General features: G+C 66.0%; 20 protein-coding genes. 10 read left to right on the forward strand and 10 right to left on the reverse strand.

Going from position 1 to position 21,238, the window contains the following annotated elements; all coding sequences use genetic code 11:
• Positions 1-5: 5 nt before the first annotated feature.
• The 3 genes from OIN59_RS00155 to OIN59_RS00165 all read right to left on the reverse strand — a co-directional run bounded on the left by OIN59_RS00155 (position 6) and on the right by OIN59_RS00165 (position 3,127).
• Positions 6-974 carry an MlaD family protein gene (locus OIN59_RS00155; RefSeq protein ID WP_274105914.1) on the reverse strand — a complete coding sequence of 323 codons (969 nt, stop codon included), beginning with the start codon at positions 972-974 and terminating at the stop codon, positions 6-8.
• Positions 974-1,849 carry an ABC transporter ATP-binding protein gene (locus OIN59_RS00160; RefSeq protein ID WP_274105916.1) on the reverse strand — a complete coding sequence of 292 codons (876 nt, stop codon included), beginning with the start codon at positions 1,847-1,849 and terminating at the stop codon, positions 974-976. The genes OIN59_RS00155 and OIN59_RS00160 overlap by 1 nt, the downstream gene beginning before the upstream one ends.
• 153 nt (positions 1,850-2,002) lie before the next feature.
• Positions 2,003-3,127: an MlaE family ABC transporter permease gene (locus OIN59_RS00165; RefSeq protein WP_274105918.1), complete on the reverse strand. Its 1,125-nt coding sequence runs from the start codon at positions 3,125-3,127 to the stop codon at positions 2,003-2,005.
• Positions 3,128-3,413: 286 nt separating this feature from the next.
• Here OIN59_RS00165 and OIN59_RS00170 point away from each other — a divergent pair, with 286 nt between their 5' ends.
• On the forward strand, positions 3,414-5,105 hold the full coding sequence (locus OIN59_RS00170) for a GMC family oxidoreductase (protein WP_274105920.1): 1,692 nt from the start codon (positions 3,414-3,416) through the stop codon (positions 5,103-5,105).
• Between the two features lie 14 nt (positions 5,106-5,119).
• Entirely contained in the window at positions 5,120-5,470 is a 351-nt protein-coding gene (locus OIN59_RS00175; RefSeq protein WP_274105922.1) for an antibiotic biosynthesis monooxygenase family protein, read from the forward strand.
• 36 nt (positions 5,471-5,506) lie between these two features.
• Here the strand turns inward: OIN59_RS00175 and OIN59_RS00180 are convergent, their stop codons facing one another.
• Positions 5,507-5,836, reverse strand: coding sequence for a hypothetical protein (locus OIN59_RS00180; RefSeq protein WP_274105924.1), 330 nt, complete (start codon positions 5,834-5,836; stop codon positions 5,507-5,509).
• 164 nt (positions 5,837-6,000) lie between these two features.
• Positions 6,001-7,353 (reverse strand): ammonium transporter, encoded by a 1,353-nt coding sequence (locus OIN59_RS00185; protein WP_274105926.1) that lies wholly within the window; start codon positions 7,351-7,353, stop codon positions 6,001-6,003.
• Positions 7,354-7,695: 342 nt separating this feature from the next.
• Here OIN59_RS00185 and OIN59_RS00190 point away from each other — a divergent pair, with 342 nt between their 5' ends.
• The 5 genes from OIN59_RS00190 to OIN59_RS00210 all read left to right on the forward strand — a co-directional run bounded on the left by OIN59_RS00190 (position 7,696) and on the right by OIN59_RS00210 (position 12,139).
• Positions 7,696-8,454: a sulfite exporter TauE/SafE family protein gene (locus OIN59_RS00190; RefSeq protein ID WP_015012153.1), complete on the forward strand. Its 759-nt coding sequence runs from the start codon at positions 7,696-7,698 to the stop codon at positions 8,452-8,454.
• A 274-nt stretch (positions 8,455-8,728) separates the two neighbouring features.
• Complete coding sequence (locus OIN59_RS00195) at positions 8,729-9,493, forward strand: ABC transporter substrate-binding protein (RefSeq protein ID WP_274105929.1); 765 nt, start codon at positions 8,729-8,731, stop codon at positions 9,491-9,493.
• Positions 9,494-9,620: 127 nt separating this feature from the next.
• Positions 9,621-10,403, forward strand: a complete 783-nt coding sequence (locus OIN59_RS00200; RefSeq protein ID WP_274105931.1) for an amino acid ABC transporter permease — start codon at positions 9,621-9,623, stop codon at positions 10,401-10,403.
• Positions 10,400-11,155 (forward strand): amino acid ABC transporter ATP-binding protein, encoded by a 756-nt coding sequence (locus OIN59_RS00205; RefSeq protein ID WP_274105933.1) that lies wholly within the window; start codon positions 10,400-10,402, stop codon positions 11,153-11,155. Before OIN59_RS00200 ends, OIN59_RS00205 begins: the two co-directional genes overlap by 4 nt.
• Positions 11,156-11,251: 96 nt before the next feature.
• Positions 11,252-12,139: a DMT family transporter gene (locus OIN59_RS00210; RefSeq protein ID WP_274105935.1), complete on the forward strand. Its 888-nt coding sequence runs from the start codon at positions 11,252-11,254 to the stop codon at positions 12,137-12,139.
• Between the two features lie 114 nt (positions 12,140-12,253).
• Here the strand turns inward: OIN59_RS00210 and mrdA are convergent, their stop codons facing one another.
• From mrdA to OIN59_RS00230, 4 genes are all read right to left on the reverse strand, one after another.
• Positions 12,254-14,194, reverse strand: coding sequence for a penicillin-binding protein 2 (gene mrdA / locus OIN59_RS00215; protein WP_274105937.1), 1,941 nt, complete (start codon positions 14,192-14,194; stop codon positions 12,254-12,256).
• Between the two features lie 93 nt (positions 14,195-14,287).
• Entirely contained in the window at positions 14,288-14,806 is a 519-nt protein-coding gene (gene mreD, locus OIN59_RS00220; protein ID WP_274105939.1) for a rod shape-determining protein MreD, read from the reverse strand.
• Positions 14,807-14,849: 43 nt separating this feature from the next.
• Positions 14,850-15,773 carry a rod shape-determining protein MreC gene (mreC, locus tag OIN59_RS00225; RefSeq protein ID WP_274105941.1) on the reverse strand — a complete coding sequence of 308 codons (924 nt, stop codon included), beginning with the start codon at positions 15,771-15,773 and terminating at the stop codon, positions 14,850-14,852.
• A 132-nt stretch (positions 15,774-15,905) separates the two neighbouring features.
• The gene (locus tag OIN59_RS00230) at positions 15,906-16,949 is read right to left on the reverse strand and encodes a rod shape-determining protein (protein WP_008907364.1); all 1,044 of its coding nucleotides are present in this window, start codon (positions 16,947-16,949) and stop codon (positions 15,906-15,908) included.
• A 207-nt stretch (positions 16,950-17,156) separates the two neighbouring features.
• On the opposite strand from OIN59_RS00230, the gene gatC reads away from it, so the two are divergent.
• The 3 genes from gatC to gatB are packed head-to-tail and all read left to right on the forward strand — an operon-like array spanning position 17,157 to position 20,419.
• A complete protein-coding gene (gatC, locus tag OIN59_RS00235) occupies positions 17,157-17,456 on the forward strand; it encodes an Asp-tRNA(Asn)/Glu-tRNA(Gln) amidotransferase subunit GatC (protein ID WP_274105946.1) in 300 nt (99 codons plus the stop codon).
• Positions 17,457-17,463: 7 nt separating this feature from the next.
• The gene (gene gatA, locus OIN59_RS00240) at positions 17,464-18,966 is read left to right on the forward strand and encodes an Asp-tRNA(Asn)/Glu-tRNA(Gln) amidotransferase subunit GatA (protein WP_274105948.1); all 1,503 of its coding nucleotides are present in this window, start codon (positions 17,464-17,466) and stop codon (positions 18,964-18,966) included.
• 1 nt (position 18,967) lies between these two features.
• Positions 18,968-20,419, forward strand: coding sequence for an Asp-tRNA(Asn)/Glu-tRNA(Gln) amidotransferase subunit GatB (gene gatB / locus OIN59_RS00245; protein WP_274105951.1), 1,452 nt, complete (start codon positions 18,968-18,970; stop codon positions 20,417-20,419).
• A gap of 118 nt (positions 20,420-20,537) precedes the next feature.
• On the opposite strand, the gene OIN59_RS00250 is transcribed toward gatB, so the two are convergent.
• Positions 20,538-21,233, reverse strand: coding sequence for a DUF4124 domain-containing protein (locus tag OIN59_RS00250; RefSeq protein WP_274105952.1), 696 nt, complete (start codon positions 21,231-21,233; stop codon positions 20,538-20,540).
• Between the last annotated feature and the right edge of the window lie 5 nt (positions 21,234-21,238).

The following is a 21,238-nucleotide window of genomic DNA, read 5'->3' on the forward strand; positions in this document are numbered from 1 at the left end:
GCAGCTCACGGGGCGCTGCCAAACCCTGGCTCACCCGGCCCGGGCGGGATGCGCCCCGAGCCATAGATGAACAACTGCGGGTTGTCGCTGATGCCGCCCGCCGCGCGGCCCATCTGGCGGGCGGCGCGGGCCGTGTCGTCGGCAGCGCGGTTCACACGGGGCAAGGTCGCTGTGCTGAACTGGTCCGCCGCACGCGCCAGGGACTGGGTGCCGGTGGTGATCTGGTCGATGGCGCCGCCCTCGGCGTTGAGCCGCTGGTTGGTCTTGCCCAGGTCCACCGCCAGGGCCGACACACTGGCGCCCGCCTGCTGCAGCGACTGCAGCGTCTGGCGCGCATCGCTGGCCAGTGGAGGCAGCGCGGCCAGGGCCGGGTCCAGGCGCTGGGCCACGGTGGCATCGAGCCGCTGGGTCAGGGTGTTGACGCTGCCTGCGGCCTGGCCGATGTGGGTGAGCGCCTCGGTGAGCTTTTGCTGGTTGTTGTCGCCCAGCAGCTGGTTGATGCGGCGCGTGGCCTCTTCGACCTGGCCCAGGATGGCGGGCGCCTGCTCGGCCAGCTTGCCAAACGGCGAGGGCTTGAGCGGCAGGCGCGGCAGGCCGCTGGGGCCGGGAGGCAGCTCGGGGTAGGGTTGCTCGGCGTCATCCAGCAGCACATGGGCCAGACCCGTCACGCCCTGGTAGCCCAGCACCGCAAAGGTGGTAGGGCTGATGGGGGCCTGCTCGTTGACCGCAATGCGGATCAGCACGTTGCCCGTGACCTGCGGATCGAACCCAATGCGGGTGACCTTGCCCACGGCCACGCCCTTGTAGCGCACGGCAGCCTGGGGCTGCAGGCCACTCACGCCGTCGCGGGTGGAGAGTTCGTACTGCTCGTAGTTGGCGTTGTCGCGCGTGAGCCAGACGGCCAGGCCGGCCAGCATGGCGGCCACCACCAGCACAAAAAGGCCTGCGGCGAGGGCGTGGGATTTGTTTTCCATCAGGGATGTTCCTTGTCGGGCGCAGGCGCGGCGGCAGTCTGCACCGGGGCTTGCTGCACAGGGGGCACGGGGGCCATGGCGCGTTGGCCACGTTCGCCCATGAAGAAGTGCTCGATGAACGGGTGCGAAAAGTGCGCCACCTCGTGCGGCGGACCGGTGACGATGACTTTCTTGTCCGCCAGCACGGCCACGCGGGTGCTGAGCGCAAACAGCGTATCCAGATCATGCGTGACCATGATCACCGTCAGGCCAAGCGCCGCGCGCAGCTCGCGCAGCAGCGCGCAGAAGTCGTCGGAGCTGCTCGGGTCCAGGCCCGCCGTGGGCTCATCGAGCAGCAGCAGCGGCGGGTCCATGATGAGTGCACGCGCCAGCGCCACGCGCTTGACCATGCCGCCTGACAGGTCGGCCGGCATGCGCGTGGCGTGTTCGGGCTGCAGGCCCACCATCTGCAGCTTGACCAGCGCGGCGTCGCGCACCAGCTCGGGCGGCAGCGTGCCCTGCTCGCGCAGCGCAAAGGCCACGTTGTCGAGCACATTGAAGGCCGAGAACAGCGCGCCGTGCTGGAACAACATGCCCACCCGGCTGGCCGCGCCCTCGCGCCCCATCTCCGACGCGGGGCGGCCCAGCACCGTGACCTGCCCGCGCGTGGGCCGGGCCAGGCCCAGAATCTGGCGCAGCAGCACCGTCTTGCCCGTGCCCGAGCCCCCCACCAGCGACAGCATCTCGCCACGCTGCACGCTGAAGTTCAAGTCCTGGTGCACGGTGAAGGTTTCGTCGCCCTTACCAAACTGCGACCAGAGGCCTTGTACGTCCACGATGGGCGGCTCGCCCGGCGCGACGGCGATGTGCTCGGGCTTGGCGATGCGCTCAGTCATGGCCGCGCTCCCCGTCCACTATCAATAGGCCCGAAGCGCACGATACCGGCACGTCCCCATGCCAGTGCCACCGTGGAGCTGGCTTTGCCAGGCCACGGGTGGCGTCCCCCCATCGGGGGGATGACGCGAAGCGGCTCAGGGGGGGCTTCCTGGTCATATTCCGATGTTCTTGAACGCTATGGCAAACAGCGCGTCCACGATGATCACCATGGTGATGGACGACACCACCGACGCCGTCGTGCCTTCGCCCAGGCTCTGGGTGTTGGGCTTGACGCGCAGGCCCCAGTGGCAACCGATCAGCGCAATGAACGCGCCAAACACCACCGACTTGGCCATGGCCAGGCCCAGGTTGCCCACCTTCACCGCCGCAGGCAGCGCCTGCACAAAATACGACGGCGAGATGTCCATGGAGATGTCGGCCGCCAGCATGCCGCCAGCCAGTGCGGCCAGCGTGGTCCACACGCTGATGAGCGGCATCGCCAGCGCCAACGCCAGGGTGCGCGGCATCACCAGCCGGAACCCGTGCGGGATGCCCATCACGCGCATGGCGTCCAGCTCCTCGGTCACGCGCATCACGCCGATCTGCGCGGTGATGGACGAGCCCGAGCGGCCCGCCACCAGGATGGCCGCCAGCATGGGCCCCAGCTCGCGGATCAACGAGATACCGAGGATGTTGACGATGAACGACTCGGCACCAAACTGCCGCAACTGCAGGCTCATCAGGTAGGCCAGCACCACACCGATGAGAAACCCCACCAGCGCCGTGATGGGCAGCGCCGTGGCGCCCATGCGGTACAGGTGACCCGACACATCACGCCACGGCCCCTTGCGCGGTGCGCGTGCCAGGCGCCCCAGGTCCAGCACCAACTGGCCCACCATCTCCAGCAGGTGGCGGGCGTGGTCCACGCCGTGCAGCACCAGCACGCCCAGGTGATCGATCTGCTCGCCCAGGCGCCAAGGCTCTGGCGGCGGTGCAACACAGGTGAACTGCGCCACCCGCGCCAGCATGGTGCGCTGGCTGTCGGTGCAGGCCAGTTGCGCGGGCCAGGCGTGCTGCCAGTGGTTCCACAGCAGTTGCGCCCCCACATGGTCCAGCCACTGCAGCTCCCGCAGGTCCCAGCCCAGTGCGGGGGCGGGTGGCGCACCACGCAGCTGGTCCGACACGGCCTCCCATTGCGCCGCGTTGCCCAGCTCGGCCGCGCCCCAGCGCCCACGCAGCTGCGCACACGGCCCTTGGGGCGTATCGGCGCGAACGATGTGGGGGGCGTGGTCGGTCATGGGTCTGGCCGCCAGGGCAGCCGCAGGGGTAGGGTCGTCAAGAAGCAGCAAGGAAGAGCGTGCATGGTAGCGGAGCAAACCTTGCACGCCCTGTCGAACATCAGTCTGCCAAGCACAGACAGGTCGCGATGGCGTGTAATTATTATCAAATCGACGCCAAGCGCAATCAATACAAGCACCAGTAGCTACAAATAATGTAGCAATAGGCACACACCCTATCGACAGGGCCTGCCCCATCCGCACAATGGCCCTCCGTGTCCACCCTTGATCTGCACCGCCCCTCACCATGAGCGATACCACGTTTGACACCATCATCATCGGCGGGGGCACAGCCGGTGCCCTGCTGAGCAACCGCCTGAGCGCCGACGGCCGCCACCGCGTGCTCCTCATCGAGGCTGGCCGCAAGGACGACTACCACTGGATCCACATCCCTGTGGGCTACCTGTACTGCATCGGCAACCCGCGCACCGACTGGCTCTACAACACCGAGCCCGACGCGGGCCTGAACGGCCGCACCCTGCGTTACCCGCGCGGCAAGACGCTGGGCGGCTGCAGCAGCATCAACGGCATGATCTACATGCGCGGCCAGGCGCGCGACTACGACCAGTGGGCCGATCTGACGGGCGACGCCAACTGGCGCTGGGACAACGCCCTGCCCTACTTTCGCCGCCACGAAGACCACTGGCGGCTGGACCAGCCCGGCGGTGTGAATGAAAATTTCAAACGCCTGCATGGCAACAAGGCCACCGGCAGCACGGGCGAGTGGCGGGTAGAAAAACAGCGCCTGCGCTGGGACGTGCTCGACGCCTTTGCCCAGGCCGCGCAGCAAGTCGGCATTCCGGCCACCGACGACTTCAACAGTGGCAGCAACGAAGGCGTAGGCTACTTCGAGGTCAACCAGAAAAGCGGCTGGCGCTGGAATACCGCCAAGGCCTTTTTGCGCCCCACCTGCTACGGCCGACCCAACTTCGAGATGTGGACCAGCGCGCAGGCTACCAAGCTCCTCATCGAGACCCAGCCCGACGGCACCCAGCGCTGCACCGGCGTGGTGGTGTGGGACGGCCACGAGATGGTCACGGCCCGCGCGGCGGGCGAGGTGATTCTGAGCGCAGGCGCCGTCAACTCGCCGCAACTGCTGCAGCTGTCGGGCATCGGCCCGGCCGCGCTGCTGCGCCAGCACGGCGTGGATGTGAAGGTGGACCTGCCGGGCGTGGGCGCCAACCTTCAAGACCATCTGCAGATCCGCGCGGTGTTCAAGGTGCAAGGGGTGCAGACGCTCAACACCATGGCCAACTCGCTGGTGGGCAAGGCCAAGATCGGGCTCGAATACGTGCTCAAGCGCAGCGGCCCCATGAGCATGGCGCCCTCGCAGCTCGGCGCGTTCACCCGCAGCAGCGCCGACCAGCCCTACCCCAACATCGAATACCACGTGCAGCCCCTGTCGCTCGACGCGTTTGGCGAGCCGCTGCACAGCTTTCCGGCCTTCACCGCCAGCGTGTGCAACCTCAACCCCACCAGCCGGGGCACGGTCAACATCAAGAGCGCCGACTTCAAGGCCGCGCCCGCCATTGCGCCCAACTACCTCAGCACCCCCGAAGACCGCCAGGTGGCCGCCGACAGCCTGCGCGTCACACGCCGCATCGTGGCCCAGCCCGCGCTGGCCAAGTACCAGCCGCAGGAGTGGAAGCCCGGCGTGCAGTTTGAAAGCGACGAAGACCTGGCCCGCCTGGCGGGCGACATTGCCACCACCATCTTCCACCCCGTGGGCACCACCAAGATGGGCCGTGACGGCGACCCGATGGCCGTGCTGGATGCCCAGTTGCGCGTGCGTGATGGGCGTGGCGGCGTGGTGGCAGGCCTGCGCGTGGTGGATGCGGGCGCCATGCCCACCATCACCAGCGGCAACACCAACTCGCCCACGCTGATGATTGCGGAGAAGGCGGCGGAGTGGATCATCGCGGCGCGGGGTCAACGGTGACTACCATCGCGCCGATGTACTCCTCCACCTTCATTTTTGCGACCAAACAGTTCGACGACGCCTTCCACCGCCTGGACCAGGCCATTGCCACCGCCGCCCGCTCCATCGATGGCTACCTGGGGGAGGAATCGTGGGAAGACACGGGCAAGGGCCTGGTGTCCAACGTGTACTACTGGCAGTCGCTGGAGGCGCTGCAAATGCTGATACAACACCCCGCGCATCTGCAGGCCAAGGCGGCGCAAGCGCAGTGGCTCAACGGCTATCAGGTGGTGATTGCGCAGGTGCTGCGCACCTATGGCGACAACAAGCTGGCCGGGCTGCTGCCCACAGCCGCGCTGTTCACGCAGGGCACGGCGCCCCACTGATCTCTCCCGCCCCCACCGCAGAGACCGCTGCCCAGTTCAGCGGATGCCACCCACGTAGCGCGGCACCTCGGGCGCGGGCTCAGGGGGCGGTGCGGGGCGCGAGCGCACAGCTTGCGCAGCCACATCCAGCAGCGGACGGCGCAACGCGACAGGGGGCGCGGCGTGCAGGGCATGCTCCAGGCGGTCAGCCCATTCGGCCAGATCGGGGGCGTTGTCTTCCGTGGCGCGCTGGCGCGCAAACCGCACGATCTCCTGCGCATAGTCCGCATTGACCGCCATCCATTCGGTATCGGTCACCCGCCCCGTTTTTCGCCGCAACAGCACATGCAGGTGGGCGGCAATTGCCAGCTTGTCGGAATCGGACATGGTCGGCTCCTTAATGCAGTTGAGTCATCCGTTGGGCTGCGTGGCACCCGTCGACCGTGGCACGGGCCTGGCTCAGACCAGTGCCACCGTGGAACTGGCTTCGCCAGGCCACGGGTGGCACCCCCTGCGGGGGAAGACGCGAAGCGGCTCAGGGGGGCTTCCATCTAGCCGCCGAGGCGCTCGCGGTGCTGGGCAATGTCCAGACCCGTCTGTTCGCTTTGTTCATCCACCCGCAGGCCCATCGCAAAGTTGATGACCCACAGCAGTGCGGCCGTCACCACCAGGCTGTAGGCCGCCACGGCGCCCACGCCGATGGCCTGGGTCAACAGGCTGCCCGCCACCCCGCCCACGGTCTTGCTGGCCAGCACACCGGTGAGCAGTGACCCCACGATGCCGCCAACGCCGTGCACGCCAAACACATCGAGCGAGTCATCCACACGCAGCAACCGCTTGAGCCCTGTCGCGCCCCAGTAGCAGGCCAGCCCGGCCACCAGGCCAATCACCACGGCCGAGCGCAGCGTGACAAAACCCGCTGCGGGCGTGATGGCCACCAGCCCCGCGACCAGCCCCGAACACAGACCCAGCAGCGAGGGGCGTCCGCGCACCACCCACTCGCCCAGCATCCACGACAGCGCCCCGGCGGCGGCGGCCAGGTGCGTGACCGCCATGGCCAGCCCGGCACGCCCATCGGCTGCGACGGCAGAGCCTGCGTTAAAACCAAACCAGCCCACCCACAGCATGCCCGCGCCCGCCATGGTGAGCCCCAGGTTGTAGGGCTCGAACGGCTCGCGCCCATACCCTGCGCGGCGGCCCAGGAACCATGCACACACCAGCCCCGCCACACCGGCGTTCACGTGCACCACCGAGCCGCCTGCAAAGTCCAGCGCGCCCATCTGCGCCAGCCAGCCACCCGGCTCCCACACCCAGTGCGCCACCGGCGCGTAGACCACCAGGGTCCAAAGACTGATGAACACCAGCATGGCCGAAAACCGCATGCGCTCGACAAACGCGCCCACCAGCAGCGCGGCCGTGATGATGGCGAACGTGAGCTGGAACATCGCGTACACCGACTCGGGAATCAGCGGCGCAATGTGGCTCACGGCCAGCTTGCCCGCCTCCAGCTGAAAGTCGAGCCCTGCAAAGCCAGCACGGTCCCAGCCACCCAGCCAGGAGCTGCCCGGTGTGAAGGCCAGTGAATACCCCGCTGCAAACCACAACAGGCTGACCAGCGCTGCAATGGCCACCACGCTGGCCATGGTGTTGAGTACGTTCTTCCTGCGCACCATGCCTGCGTAAAACAGCGCAATGCCTGGCAGCGTCATCAGCAGCACCAGGGCGGTGGAGGTCATCATCCAGCCGGTGTGGGCGGCATTCACCGTGTCCTGCGCTACCAGGGTGGGGCGTGTGAGGGGCGCCGCCACGGCAGGGGCCTCCGGCACACTCTGCGCCAGGGCGCAGGTACACAGCCCCAGACACAACGACACGACCGTAACGACCCGATGGTTGACTGCACGCATGCACGCTCCCTTTCGCAAATTGTTACAAGCGCATTGCACGAGCCATGCCAGCCAACTGCCACCGAATCGGGGCACAAGACGCCCCAGCACGCCCTCCGGCGCCCAACAAAGGGGGGCGGGAAACCCCCAATGCACCAGCAAAGTGCAGCCGTTACAGTTGCGGCACTCGAAAGCGCGCTTCGGTGTGCCAAGCGAGGGGCCCGAGGAGACAACCTTTCTACCAACAACCACATTCCAAACACCCAACGAGGTGTGCACCCTTTCAGGCGCTGGCGATCCCAGCGCCTTTTTCTTGCCCGTTCGATCCTGAATCGATAGCAGACCCGGTGCGACAATCCTGCGATGGAATGGATTTTGATGACCCTGGCCTCGCTGCTCGCGGGCTTTGTGGATGCGATCGTGGGGGGCGGGGGACTGGTGATGGTGCCCGCGTTGTTTGCGGCTTTTCCGGGGGCGCCCCCGGCCACGCTGCTGGGCACCAACAAGGCAGCGTCGGTGTGGGGCACCGCCATGGCCACCTGGCAATACAGCCGCAAGGTGCAAATCCGCTGGTCGGCCATGCTGCCCGCCGCAGCCGCCGGTTTCGCCGGGTCGTTTGTGGGCGCCTGGGCCGTCACGGTGGTGTCGGCCGACTTCTTGCGCAAGCTGCTGCCCCTGGTGCTGCTGGGCGTGCTGCTCTACACCCTGGCCAAGAAGGAGCTGGGGCGGCACCACACCCCCCGGTTTGCAGGCCGGGCCGAAGTGATCGCCGCCTGCCTGATTGGCGTGCTCATCGGCTTTTATGACGGGTTCTTTGGCCCCGGCACGGGCAGCTTCTTCGTCTTCTTGTTTGTGCGGCTGCTGGGCTACGACTTTCTGAATGCATCGGCGTCGGCCAAGCTGCTCAACTGCGCCACCAACATCGCCGCCATCGCGCTGTTTGCCGCCAAAGGCCATGTGTGGTGGCACTTTGCGGTGACGCTGGCCGTGGCCAACGTGCTGGGCAGCCTGCTGGGCACCCACATGGCGCTCAAGCATGGCACCGGCTTTGTGCGGGGCATCTTCATCGTGGTGGTGAGCACCCTGATCCTGAAGACGGGGTACGACGCTTTCCTGCGCTAGGCACACCCTCCCCCCACAAGAGGGCCCATGGCGCGGCGCTTGCCAGGGGTGGCACCAAGCTTGCATCGCGCAGCATGGCCTACCACCAGGGCGCTCCGAGGTCATCGGGGTTGCCCTGCATGGCCCGGATGTGAACGTGCGTCCTATAATTTCCGCACGTTTCCGTTTGATGACGAGACCCATCGCCAATGGCGATGCCCGCATCCGCCCGCTCCGGCTTGCCTACCCGCATGCCGGATTTTTTGTACCTGAACCACCCCCACAGGAACCTGTCATGCAATTTTTCAAGTCTGCCGTTGTCACCGCCGTGGCGCTGTGCGCCGCCCTCGCCGTCCAGGCCCGCACGCTGGACGAAATCAAGAAGGACGGCAAGATCATCGTGGCCACGGAAGGCCAGTTCGCCCCGTTCAACTTCTTCGAAGGCACCAAGCTGACGGGTTTTGAGGTGGAAGTGGCGGAGCTGGTGGTCAAGAAGATGGGCCTGAAGCTCGAATGGAAAACCCTCGGCTTTGACGCCCTGCTGACCGGCCTGGGCCAAAGCCGCTGGGACGCCGTGATCGCATCGCACGGCGTGACCGACGAGCGTTCCAAGGCCGTGACCTTTGCCAACCCCCACTACTGCTCGGGCGGCATCATCGTGGCCATGGACGACAAGATCCGCAATGCCAAGGACTTGACGGGCAAGGTCGTGGCCGTGCAGACCGGCACCAGCTATCTGGAGCAGGTCAAGAAGGTCAGCGGCGTGAAGGAAGTGAAGAACTTCCCGCAAGACACCGACGCCCAGCGCGCCCTGATCTCCAAGCGCGTGGACGCCTGGGTCAGCGACAAGTTCGTGGCCAAGGAAGCCGCCGCCAAGAACGCCAAGGCCGGCTTCAAGCTGGGCGACATGCTGTTCATCGAGCGCATCGCCCCCGCCATGGCCAAGGGCAACACCGGCCTGGCCGATGCCTGGAACAAGGCGTTTACCGAAGTGCTGGCCGATGGCAGCTACGCCGCCGTCTCCAAGAAGTATTTCAACGAAGACGTGCGCTGCAACTGATGTGACGGCACACAGGGTGCGCAGAGGGCCCAGGCCTGATGCGCACCCTTTGCCGTTTCTGGTGGTGGAGCATGATCGCCCTGCCGCCAGTCCGATTCCCAACCTAGACCTTCCGGTCGTCTGATCCATGCTTCTCGCTCTTTGGCCACAAGGCTGGTCCCGGCAGCAGCGCAGCAATGCCACGCTGGTCGCTGCACTGGTGGTGATGGTGCTGGCCCTCTCGTTGCTGGGCCAATTGCTGTCGTTCTTTCCTGACCCCATTGGCCCCAACGCCCAAGCGTTTTCTGAGGGTGCGCGCACCACGCTGTGGCTCACGCTGGTTAGCGGGGCCGTGGGCCTGGTACTGGGCACGGCAGCGGCGCTGGCCCGCACGGCCCGCTGGACGCCCGTGCGCTGGGTGGCTGGCGTGTACATCTGGGCCATTCGCGGCACACCGCTGCTGGTGCAGATTTTGTTTGTGTACTTTGCGCTGCCGGTGCTGGTGCCGGGGCTGAACCTGCCCGACTTTGCCGCCGCCGTGGTGGCCCTGGGACTGAACGTGGGCGCCTACAACGCCGAGGCGCTGCGCGCCGGCCTGCTGGCCGTGCAACGCGGCCAGACCGAAGCCGCGAGGGCGCTGGGCCTGGGGCGGGTGCATGTGTTTCTGGACGTGGTGTTTCCGCAGGCGTTCAAGATCTCGTTGCCACCGCTGGTGAGCAACTTCGTGGCGCTGCTCAAGGACTCCTCACTGGCCTATGCGATTGGCGTGGTGGAGCTGACCAACGTGGGCAACCGCATCCAGTCGGCCACCTTCCAGCCCATTGCCACGCTGACCACGGTGGCCATCACCTACCTGCTGCTGACCACGCTGGTCACACAGATCTCCAACGCCGTCGAATACCGTTTTGACGTGGAAGGGCGCAACCGATGACCGCAACGACGAACCAGCCCAAGCCCTACATCGTGGCCGAGCGGGTGTGCAAGTCGTTTGGCGCACACCAGGTGCTCAAGGACGTGTCCACCGTGTTCCACACCGGCGAGGTGACGGTCATCATCGGCGCCTCGGGCTCGGGCAAGAGCACGCTGCTGCGCGCCATCAACCGGCTGGAGCCCCACGACAGCGGGAGCATCACCATCGATGGCGTCGAGGTGTGCGACGACATCGGCACCCTGCAGCGCCAACGCTGCGAGGTGGGCATGGTGTTCCAGCAGTTCAACCTGTTCGGCCACATGAGCGTGCTGGACAACGTGACGCTAGCCCCCCGCCGCATCCGCCACACGTCGCGCCCCCAGGCCAATGACGAAGCCATGCAGCTGCTGCGCCGCGTGGGCATGCAGGACCACGCACACAAGTACCCCTGGCAACTGTCGGGCGGGCAGCAGCAGCGGGTGGCCATTGCGCGGGCACTGGCCATGCAGCCCAAGGTGATGCTGTTTGACGAGCCCACCTCGGCGCTGGACCCCGAGATGGTCAAGGAGGTGCTGGACGTGATGCGCGGCCTCGCGCGCGGCGGCATGACGATGATTGTGGTCACCCACGAAATGGGCTTTGCGCGTGAAGTGGCCGACCGGGTGATGTTCTTCGACCAGGGCCGCATCGCCCACGACGCGCCGCCGCAGGAGTTCTTCAACAACCCGGCCAACGACCGCATCCGGGCGTTCCTTGGACAGGTCAGCCACTGAACCCAAGGTTCTGTGGCACTGCCACACCGAGGGCCGCCGGGCAACCGGTGGCCCTTTTCTCTTTTTGGCGCTTTCTGGTTTTGGAGATTGCTTGCGATGCGTACTGAACGCTGGGGCCTGATGGCCTTGTTGGCCGTGACCGTGGTGTGGGGCACCACCTTCCCGTCGATGAAACTGCTGTCGGCGCACCTGGACGCACTGCAGATCATCTGGCTGCGGTTTGTGATCGCGCTGGTGGTGCTGGCGCCGCTGTGGCGCGGCATGCTGCGCCACGAGCGGCGCTGGGGCTGCGCCCTGGGCCTGCTGCTGTTTTTGGCCTTCTGGCTGCAGATCGAAGGGCTGGCCCGCACCAGCAGCAACCGCAACGCGTTTGTCACCGGGCTCAATGTGCTGGTGGTGCCGCTGATCGCGATGGCTGTGCTGGGACGCCGCTATGGCTGGCGGCTGTGGGGTGCCTGCGTGATGGCACTGGCGGGCATGGCGCTGATGTTCCACGAGAACGAGCCCTGGAACCTGGGCGATACGTTGACGCTGGCCAGCACCGTGTTCTACGCGCTGTACATCCTGGCACTGGAAGAATGCGCGCGCCGCACGGCCGCGCAGCCGCTGCGCGCCACCCGCATGGCCGCCGCACAGGCCACGGTGATGGCGCTGGCCTCCACCACACTGCTGCTGGTGCAAAGCGGCAACATGGACTGGCTGCGCTCCGTTGCCGACCTGCCGGTGGATGCCTTGCTGGCACTGCTGTATCTGGGCCTGCTGGCCAGCGTGGTGGTGGTGACGCTGCAGGCCTGGGGCCAGCAGCGCGTGGATGCCATGCGCAGCGCCATCGTGTTCGGGCTGGAGCCGGTGTTTGCCGCGCTCACGGCCTGGGTCTTGCTGGGCGAGCAGCTGGGCTGGGCCGGGCTGAGCGGGGCGGCGCTGATTGTGGCGGCGCTGGTGTTCAGTCAGCTCCAGCCGTCACCGCGCGCTGCCAGCGCTTAGGGCAACGCGGAACAAGGTCCGCAGGCACTCCGTGGTGGATTTGAAGCCCAAATAGCCCGCAGCGCCCGTACTTATTGCGCAAACAGCTATCAATTTAATTGCAAACAGAGTGAATCAGGGTGCCACCAATGGCACCTCGCTGGCCTTGCGGGGCTTGCCTATGGGGGCACTGGCCAGGCCCTTCTGTGCGGCGGCGATGTCTTCTTCGCTGGGGTATTCGCCCATCAGCCAGTAGTCAAACACGCGCCGCGCGATCGGGGCGGCGTGGGCGGCGCCAAAGCCTGCGTTCTCCACAATGGCCGCCAAGGCGATGGTGGGGTTCTCGGCCGGAGCAAAGGCGGTAAACAGCGAGTGGTCGCGCTGGTGCTCTTCCAGCGCCTTGGCGTTGTACTTCACGTTCTGGCCCATGGTCACGGCCTGGGCGGTACCCGTCTTGCCGGCCGAGGTGTAGGGCGCACCCATGAACACCCGGGTGCCCGTGCCGCCCTTGTTCACAGCCACCAGCGCGTTGCGCACCAGATCCACGTTTTTGGGCTGGTAGCCCAGGTTGATGCCGGGGGGCTGCACGATCTCGGTAACGGCGCCGGTGACCGCATTCTTCACGGCCTTGGCCATGTGCGGGCGGTAGCGGATGCCGCCGTTGGCCAGCGTGGCCTCGGCCAGCGCCAGCTGCAGCATGGTGAAGTTGTTGTAGCCCTGGCCAATGCCCAGCGACACGGTCTCGCCAGGGAACCAGCGCTTCATGTCGGCACGCTTGTAGGCGTTGCGCTTCCACTCGGTGCTGGGCAGCGTGCCCCGCACCTCGCCGTTGAGGTCGATGCCCGTGATTTGGCCAAAACCCAGCGGCTTCATGAAGTCGTGGATAGCGTCCACGCCCATGTCCACGGCCAGTGAATAAAAGTAGGTGTTGCTGGAGAACTGGATGGCGCGGTGCATGTCCACGCCACCCAGCCCGCCCTCGTGGCTGCGGAAGGTGTGGCCGCCAAAGGTATAGAACCCCGGGTCGTTCACCACCAGGCTGGGCGAGCGCTTGTTCAACTGCAGCGCCGCCAGCGCCATGAAGGGCTTGTAGGTGGAGCCGGGCGGGTACGTCCCCCGGAGGGCGCGGTTGAGCAGCGGCTTGTCGATGGACTCGTTGAGCGCCGCCCAGTTTTCGGCATCGATGCCTTCAACAAACAGGTTGGGGTCGAACGTGGGTTTGCTCACCAGCGCCAGGATTTCGCCATTGCGCGGGTCGATGGCCACCAGGGCGCCCCGGCGGCTGCCGTACAGCTCTTCGATGAGTTTCTGCAGCTTGATGTCGATGGTCAGCATCACGCTGTCGCCCGGAGTGGCCGCGTGGCTGGAGAGCTTGCGCACGGCCCGCCCGCCCGCCGAGGTTTCCATTTGCTCCACGCCGGTGGCGCCATGCAGGGCCGACTCGAAACTGTGCTCGATACCGAGCTTGCCGATGTACTCCGTGCCCCGGTAGTTGGCCTCGTCCTCCGAGTCCTGGATGCGGGCCTTCTCGGCCTGGTTGATGCGCCCGATGTAGCCAATCGCATGGCTGGCCACGTCGCCCAGCGGGTAGTTGCGAAACAGCCGCGCCTTGATGTCCACGCCCGGAAAGCGGTAACGCTGCGCCGTGAAACGCGCCACCTCCTGGTCGGTCAGGCGGGTGCGGATGGGCAGGGACTCGAAGTTGCGCGACTCCTCCATGAGCCGCTTGAAGCGGCGGCGGTCGCGCGCCTGGATGTCCACCACCTTGGACAGGGCATCGATCGTCTCGTCCAGCACGCCAGCGCGCGACGGCGTGATCTCCAGCGTATAGGCCGAATAGTTGGTGGCCAGCACCACGCCATTGCGGTCCAGGATGAGCCCCCGGTTGGGCACGATGGGCACCACGGCCGTGCGGTTGCTTTCAGCCTGCGCGGCCAGGTCTTCATGGCGCACCACCTGCAGATAGACCAGGCGCGCCGCCACCAGGCAAAACGCAGTCATCACCAGCAGGCCCACCACCACGGCGCGCACCCGGAACCGCGAAGCATCGGCTTCGCTGCTGCGCACCTCGGTCATGCGCAAACTCCAGGGCGCCACACCAGCGCAGAAGACCACGCCACAGGCGCAGCACAGGACAACGACTCGAAGCAGCTCAAACGGTGCGTCATGTCACAACGGCCGGTTCTGGTCTTTATCGGGCGGGCGGCGCTGGGGCGCCAGCAGCACCCAACTGGCCAGGGGCCACAGCAGCGCCTCCAGCAAAGGGGCGAGGAAGCTCCAGAACCCCGGGAAGATCCCCCCGGCCACCATGCGCAGCAGCAGCTCGATCGCATGGGCAATGGCAAACAACGGAAACACCTGCAGCGCCTGCGACGGCACACTGAACCACAACAGACGGCGATGAATGGCGATGGCGCCGAACGACAGCACGGTGTAGGACAGCGCATGCTGGCCCAGCAGCGCGGACTGGCTCACATCCATGCACAGGCCCAGCACAAACGCCGCGCCCATACCAATGCGCAGCGGCTGGTGCACGCCCCAGAACACCAGCAGCACCATCAGCAGGTCGGGCATCCACACCACGCGGCCCAGCGGCAGCATGTTGATGGCCAGGCCCGCAGCCAGACTGGCCCAGATGAACACCGGGTTCACCGGCATCAACAGGGGCTCACCCCGCGGCATGATCATCGCGGGCCTCCTTGGGTCAGGGTCATCGGGGTAAGGCAGCGGCTCATTTGCGGCCTCCGCGTTTGTTCGCGGGCGCAGCGGGGGCCGCATCCGGGCGGGGCAATTCGTTGTCGGCCAGGGGCTTGAGCACCACCACGTGGCGCGCGCCCTGCACCTGGGCCAGCGGCGCGCAGTAGATGCGTGCAAACGCGGAGTCGGCCCGGCGCTCCACCCGCACCACGCGTGCCACCGGCAGGCCAGGCGCATACAGGCCGTCCACACCACTGGTGGTCAACAGATCGTCCTCGCGGATGTCGGCATTGGCGGGCATGAAGCGCAGCTCCATGCCGCCGCCATGGCCCGCCACCGGGTCGCCATAGGCCACGCCGCGCACGCCGGTGCGGATGTTCAGCACCGGAATCGCCTGGTCGCGGTCCACCAGCAGCGTGACTTCGCTGACCAACGGAAACACGCGGGTGACCTGGCCCAACACACCGGCCTCGTCCATCACAGGGGCGCCCAGCTCCACGCCCCCCAGCTGCCCCCGGTCCAGCACCACACGGCGTGTGTAGGGGTCGGCGGTGTCGTAGATCACCTCGGCCGCCTGGGCGGGTGTTTGCAGCCGGTCGCGCAACTCCAGCAGTTTGCGCAGCCGCTGGTTTTCCATGGTCAGCTGATCGGCCTGGTTGGCGCGCTGGCCCATCACGGTTATCTTCTTGCGGGCGGCATCCAGGTCTTCTTGCGCGGTTTGCAGCGACTGGAAATAGCTGCGCCCGTGGCTGGCGAACTCCACCGGCTGCAGCATGAGCCACTGCACCGGATACAGCACCGTGGCCACGGCCTGGCGGAAGGGGCCGGTGATCTGAAAGCGTGCGTCGGCCACCATGAGGAACAGCGCCAACGCGCTGAACACGGCCAAACGCGACAGGGCCGAAGGGCCCTGTTTGAAGAAAGGGGGAGCGCTGCGCTCCAGAGTACCCAGGGGCATGGTGCGCAGCGGTCAAGGTCTGCCGCGTGGAGCGGGTTCCACGGGCGGGTGCTCAGAAACAAGCATTGGAGCAGGTGCAGTCATGCAATTCAGAGCGCAAAAAAAGTGCCTGCAGCATACAGGCCTGCCAGCTTACTCGCTCGTGAAAATGCTGCCGAGACGGTCCATGCGCTCCAGCGCAATACCGCAGCCACGCACCACGCAGGTCAGCGGGTCTTCGGCCACCAGCACCGGCAGGCCGGTTTCTTCGGCCAGCAGGCGGTCCAGGTCGCGCAGCAGCGCGCCGCCACCGGTCAGCATCATGCCGCGGTCGGCAATGTCGGCGCCCAGCTCGGGGGGGGTTTGTTCCAGCGCGTTCTTCACGGCCGAGACGATCTGGTTGAGCGGGTCGGTCAGGGCTTCGAGCACTTCGTTGGAAGAAATGGTGAAGCTGCGTGGCACGCCTTCGGACAGGTTGCGGCCCTTGACTTCCATCTCGCGCACTTCGGAGCCTGGGAAGGCCGAGCCGATGTTCTTCTTGATGGCTTCGGCCGTGGGCTCGCCAATCAGCATGCCGTAGTTGCGGCGGATGTAGCTGATGATGGCTTCGTCGAACTTGTCGCCACCCACACGGACGCTGCCCTTGTAGACCATGCCGCCCAGCGAGATCACGCCGACTTCGGTGGTGCCACCGCCGATGTCCACGACCATGGAGCCCGAGGCCTCCGAGACGGGCAGGCCCGCGCCGATACCAGCGGCCATGGGTTCTTCGATCAGGTACACCGCCGTGGCGCCCGCAGCCTCGGCCGCGTCCTTGATGGCGCGGCGCTCGACCTGGGTGGACCCGCAGGGCACGCAGATGATGATGCGCGGGCTGGGGGTGAACAGCGTGCGCGGGTGCACCATCTTGATGAACTGCTTGATCATCTGCTCGGTGATCACGAAGTCGGCGATCACGCCGTCCTTCATGGGCCGGATGGCTTCGATGTTGCCGGGCACCTTGCCCAGCATGGCCTTGGCCTCGTGGCCTACGGCCTGGATGACTTTCTTGCCGTGGGGTCCGCCTTCGTGGCGGATGGCGACGACAGAGGGCTCGTCGAGCACAATGCCTTTGTCGCGGGCGAAGATGAGGGTGTTGGCTGTGCCAAGGTCAATGGCCAGGTCGGTGGAGAAATACCGACGGAAAGCTCCGAACATTCAAAAATCCTCTCGGGCACGGCATGCACGTCGGCCTGCCATCGCCAGGTATTCAGGGGGGTGTTTATGGGCTTTTTTCGCACAACGCCTAGCGGTTTGGAGGCTATTGCGGCAAAGCCGGGATAATACCCCATCCCCTGTGAATAACTCCCTCCGGCGCGGTCCGGATCACAGCTTTACTTCTGGTTTCTCTAGATTCTCCTCCCTATGGCACTGACCCCCCAGGACATCGGCCGCATCGCCAATTTGGCACGGCTTGAGCTGACACCCTCCGAAAGTGAGCGCATGCTGACACAGCTCAATGGCTTCTTTGACATCGTGGAACAGATGCGGGCTGTGGATACCTCGGGCGTCACGCCCCTGGCGCACCCCGTCGCGGCCATCCAGGACGTGGCTTTGCGACTGCGCGAAGATGTGGCCAGCGAGCCCAACCAGCGCGAAGCTAATCAGAAGAGCGCCCCTGCCGTGGAGCGTGGCCTGTTCCTCGTCCCCAAAGTGATCGAGTGAGGCCCGCATGAGCACAACCACCACCCAAGCCCTGCACGACCTGGGCGTTTCCGAGCTGGCCGCCGGCCTGCGCGACAAGCAGTTTTCTGCCGTCGAAGCTGCACAGCATTTTCTGGCCCGCGCCAAGGCGCACCAGAACCTGGGCGCCTTCGTGGCCCTGAACGAAGACACCACCCTGGCACAAGCCCGAGCGGCGGATGCCCGCCTCGCCGCAGGCACGGCAGGCGCGCTGGAAGGCGTGCCCATCGCACACAAGGACATTTTTGTCACCCGCGACTTCCCCAGCACGGCAGGCTCCAGGATGCTCGCGGGCTACCAGTCCCCGTTTGACGCCACCGTGGTCGCCAAGCTCGCCGACGCGGGCGCCGTGACGCTGGGCAAGCTCAACTGCGACGAGTTCGCCATGGGCTCGGCCAACGAAAACTCGGCCGTCGCCCCCGTGGGCTTCGACGCCCCGGCCCCCGTGCGCAACCCCTGGGACACCAGCCGCATCCCCGGTGGCTCGTCCGGCGGCAGTGCCGTGGCCGTAGCCGCGCGCCTGGCCCCTGCAGTGACGGGCACGGACACCGGAGGCTCCATCCGCCAGCCTGCATCGTTCTGTGGCATCACCGGCATCAAGCCCACCTATGGCCGCGCTAGCCGCTACGGCATGATCGCGTTCGCCTCCAGTCTGGACCAAGCCGGCCCGATGGCCCGCTCGGCCGAAGACTGCGCGCTGCTGCTGTCCGCCATGTGTGGCCCGGACCTGGACCGCGACTCCACGTCGCTCGATGTGCCTGCCGAGAACTTCAGCGCAAAGCTCAACGACAGCATCGACGGCCTGCGCATCGGCATCCCCGCCGAGTTCTTTGGCGAAGGCCTGACGCCCGATGTGCGCGCTGCGGTGGATGCCGCCCTGAAGGAATACGAGAAGCTCGGCGCCAAGCTCGTGCCCATCAGCCTGCCGCGCACCCAGCTGTCCATTCCGGTCTACTACATCATTGCCCCGGCCGAAGCCTCGTCCAACCTCTCCCGCTTTGACGGTGTGAAGTTCGGCCACCGCGCCAAGGACTACACCGACCTGGTGGACATGTACAAGAAGACGCGCGCCGAAGGCTTTGGCGACGAGGTCAAGCGCCGCATCATGATTGGCGCCTACGTGCTGAGCCATGGCTACTACGACGCGTACTACCTGCAGGCGCAAAAGATCCGTCGCATGATTGCCGACGACTTCCAGAATGCCTTCAAGGACTGCGACCTGATCGCAGGCCCCGTGGCGCCAACTGTGGCCTGGAAGCTGGGCGACCACGGCAACGACCCGCTGGCCGACTACCTGGCCGACATCTTCACCCTGCCCGGTTCGCTGGCAGGGCTGCCCGGCATGAGCGTGCCCGCAGGTTTTGGCGAAGGGGGTTTGCCTGTAGGCCTGCAGCTGATTGGCAACTACTTCCAGGAAGCCCGCCTTCTGAACGCTGCGCACCGCCTGCAGCAAGCCACCGATTTCCACCTCCGCCAACCCGGAGGTCTGTGACATGACGACCAGCAAATTGATCCACGGGTATGAAGTCGTTATCGGCTTCGAAACCCACACCCAGCTTGCCACGCAGAGCAAGATCTTCAGCCGCGCCCCCACTGCCTTTGGCGCCGAGCCCAACACGCAGGCCTGCGCGGTAGACCTGGCCCTGCCGGGCACCCTGCCTGTAATGAACCGCGAGGCGGTGGCCTGCGCTATCAAATTAGGACTGGCTCTGGGCTCCCACATTGCGCCCGTGAGCATTTTTGCCCGCAAGAATTATTTCTACCCCGACCTGCCCAAGGGCTACCAGATCAGCCAGTTCGAGATCCCGGTGGTGCAGGGCGGCGAGGTCGAGTTCTTCTTGGGCGACGAAAAGAAGACCGTGCGCCTGGTGCGCGCCCACCTCGAAGAAGACGCGGGCAAATCGCTGCACGAGGACTTCATCGGCCAATCGGGCATCGACCTGAACCGCGCCGGAACGCCGCTGCTGGAGATCGTGACCGAGCCCGACATGCGCTCGTCCGACGAGGCCGTGGCCTATGCCAAAGAGCTGCACAAGATCGTGACCTGGATCGGCATCTGCGACGGCAACATGCAAGAGGGCAGCTTCCGCTGCGACGCCAACGTGTCGGTGCGCAAGCCCGGCCAGCCGCTGGGTACCCGCCGCGAGATCAAGAACCTGAACTCGTTCAAGTTCATGCAGCAGGCCATCGACTACGAGATCCGCTGGCAGATCGAGCAGATCGAAGACGGCCACGCCATCCAGCAGGCCACCGTGCTGTTCGACCCTGACACCGGCGAAACGCGCGCGATGCGGACCAAGGAAGATGCGGCGGACTACCGCTACTTCCCCGACCCGGACCTGCCTCCGCTACACATTTCAGAGCAATGGGTGCAAGAACAACGTGCGCTCATGGCCGAATTGCCTCGCAGCATGGCGGCACGTTTTGTGGCGGACTACGGCCTGCCCGAGTACGACGCCACCACGCTCACGCAGAGCAAGGCTATGGCTGCCTACTTCGAAGCCGTGGCCAAAGCCTGCGGCCAGCCCAAGCTGGCCAGCAACTGGATCATGGGCGAGGTGTCGCGCCGCCTGAATGCTGGCGAATCCGGCATCGAGCAGGCGCCGGTCACGGCAGCCCAACTGGCCGCATTGATCGGCCGCATTGCCGACGGCACGATCTCCAACAACGCCGCCAAGCAGGTGTTTGATGCGCTGTGGACCGGCGATTCGAACGACGTGGACGCCGTCATCGAATCCAAGGGCCTCAAGCAGATGAACGACTCTGGCGCGCTGGAGAAGATCATCGACGAGGTGATTGCTGCCAACACGGACAACGTGGCTCAGTTTCGTGCGGGCAAGGACAAGGCCTTCAACGCACTGGTCGGCCAGATCATGAAGGCCAGCAAGGGTAAGGCCAATCCGACGCAGGTCAACGAACTGTTGCGCGCCAAGCTGGCGGGCTGACCCACGCCGACGGGCAACAACGCAAACAACAAAGGGCCTCACAGCCCTTTGTTGTTTGGACGTTCTGGTGGACTTTGTAGGCCAAGGGCGGGAGGAGTGCTCTCAGCGCCTTACTGCCCTACCGCGTGGCGGCCGGTGCGGCGTCGCTGGCGGGCGCAGCGCCCGACAAGGGCATGCGCTGGGCGTCCCACAGCTTGCGCAGCTGGGCCAGCTCCACATCAAAGCGCTGGTGTACGCGGCGCTTTTCCTGGTCTTGCCCGGCAATGAACCGTTGCTGCTCGGCAATGCTTTCTTCGTTCTCAGCAATCTTGCGGCGCAGTGGCATGGGGGCCTTGTTGAGGTCCTTTTTGTAGAACTCCAACTCGACATCAAAGGCTTTGCGCTGCTGGGTCAGTTCGATCAGGCGCTTTTCGGCAGTGGCGGTCACGTCATCGACGAGCTGGATGGCCGCAGCGCGCTCCACGTCGTGGGTAGCCTTGTCGGGGTAACGGGCCGTCAACGCGCGTTCGCGGCGGCGCTCTTCCAGTTCGCGTGCACGGGCTTCGGCCTCTTTGCGGCGCTGTGCCTCTTGCGCGGCACGCTCCTGCTCGGTCAGCGAGGGGCCGATTTGCCGCCGCACGATGCCCGAGGGGCCGAGCTCGCGCTGCTCGCGGTCCAGACATTCAGCGATAGGTCGGTCGGCCGTCAAGCGTCGGCCATTGCGGTCCACGCAGGTGTAGATGCCGCTGGATGTCCCGGGGGTTTGCGCCCACGCCAAATCAGCGCCCAGGGTGGCCAACAGAACCCCGCCCATGATCCACGCCGATTTGCTCAAACCGT

It is taken from the genome of Acidovorax benzenivorans, from assembly GCF_028680575.1.
In the GTDB taxonomy this organism is placed as follows: Bacteria; Pseudomonadota; Gammaproteobacteria; order Burkholderiales; family Burkholderiaceae_C; genus Acidovorax; species Acidovorax benzenivorans.

Bases quoted from the DNA above. Each gene is read 5' to 3' on its own strand.
- OIN59_RS00155 (WP_274105914.1), bottom strand. From the start codon at position 974: ATGGAAAACAAATCCCACGCCCTCGCCGCAGGCCTTTTTGTGCTGGTG.
- OIN59_RS00160 (WP_274105916.1), bottom strand. From the start codon at position 1,849: ATGACTGAGCGCATCGCCAAGCCCGAGCACATCGCCGTCGCGCCGGGC.
- OIN59_RS00165 (WP_274105918.1), bottom strand. From the start codon at position 3,127: ATGACCGACCACGCCCCCCACATCGTTCGCGCCGATACGCCCCAAGGG.
- OIN59_RS00170 (WP_274105920.1), top strand. From the start codon at position 3,414: ATGAGCGATACCACGTTTGACACCATCATCATCGGCGGGGGCACAGCC.
- OIN59_RS00175 (WP_274105922.1), top strand. From the start codon at position 5,120: ATGTACTCCTCCACCTTCATTTTTGCGACCAAACAGTTCGACGACGCC.
- OIN59_RS00180 (WP_274105924.1), bottom strand. From the start codon at position 5,836: ATGTCCGATTCCGACAAGCTGGCAATTGCCGCCCACCTGCATGTGCTG.
- OIN59_RS00185 (WP_274105926.1), bottom strand. From the start codon at position 7,353: ATGCGTGCAGTCAACCATCGGGTCGTTACGGTCGTGTCGTTGTGTCTG.
- OIN59_RS00190 (WP_015012153.1), top strand. From the start codon at position 7,696: ATGGAATGGATTTTGATGACCCTGGCCTCGCTGCTCGCGGGCTTTGTG.
- OIN59_RS00195 (WP_274105929.1), top strand. From the start codon at position 8,729: ATGCAATTTTTCAAGTCTGCCGTTGTCACCGCCGTGGCGCTGTGCGCC.
- OIN59_RS00200 (WP_274105931.1), top strand. From the start codon at position 9,621: ATGCTTCTCGCTCTTTGGCCACAAGGCTGGTCCCGGCAGCAGCGCAGC.
- OIN59_RS00205 (WP_274105933.1), top strand. From the start codon at position 10,400: ATGACCGCAACGACGAACCAGCCCAAGCCCTACATCGTGGCCGAGCGG.
- OIN59_RS00210 (WP_274105935.1), top strand. From the start codon at position 11,252: ATGCGTACTGAACGCTGGGGCCTGATGGCCTTGTTGGCCGTGACCGTG.
- mrdA (WP_274105937.1), bottom strand. From the start codon at position 14,194: ATGACCGAGGTGCGCAGCAGCGAAGCCGATGCTTCGCGGTTCCGGGTG.
- mreD (WP_274105939.1), bottom strand. From the start codon at position 14,806: ATGATCATGCCGCGGGGTGAGCCCCTGTTGATGCCGGTGAACCCGGTG.
- mreC (WP_274105941.1), bottom strand. From the start codon at position 15,773: ATGCCCCTGGGTACTCTGGAGCGCAGCGCTCCCCCTTTCTTCAAACAG.
- OIN59_RS00230 (WP_008907364.1), bottom strand. From the start codon at position 16,949: ATGTTCGGAGCTTTCCGTCGGTATTTCTCCACCGACCTGGCCATTGAC.
- gatC (WP_274105946.1), top strand. From the start codon at position 17,157: ATGGCACTGACCCCCCAGGACATCGGCCGCATCGCCAATTTGGCACGG.
- gatA (WP_274105948.1), top strand. From the start codon at position 17,464: ATGAGCACAACCACCACCCAAGCCCTGCACGACCTGGGCGTTTCCGAG.
- gatB (WP_274105951.1), top strand. From the start codon at position 18,968: ATGACGACCAGCAAATTGATCCACGGGTATGAAGTCGTTATCGGCTTC.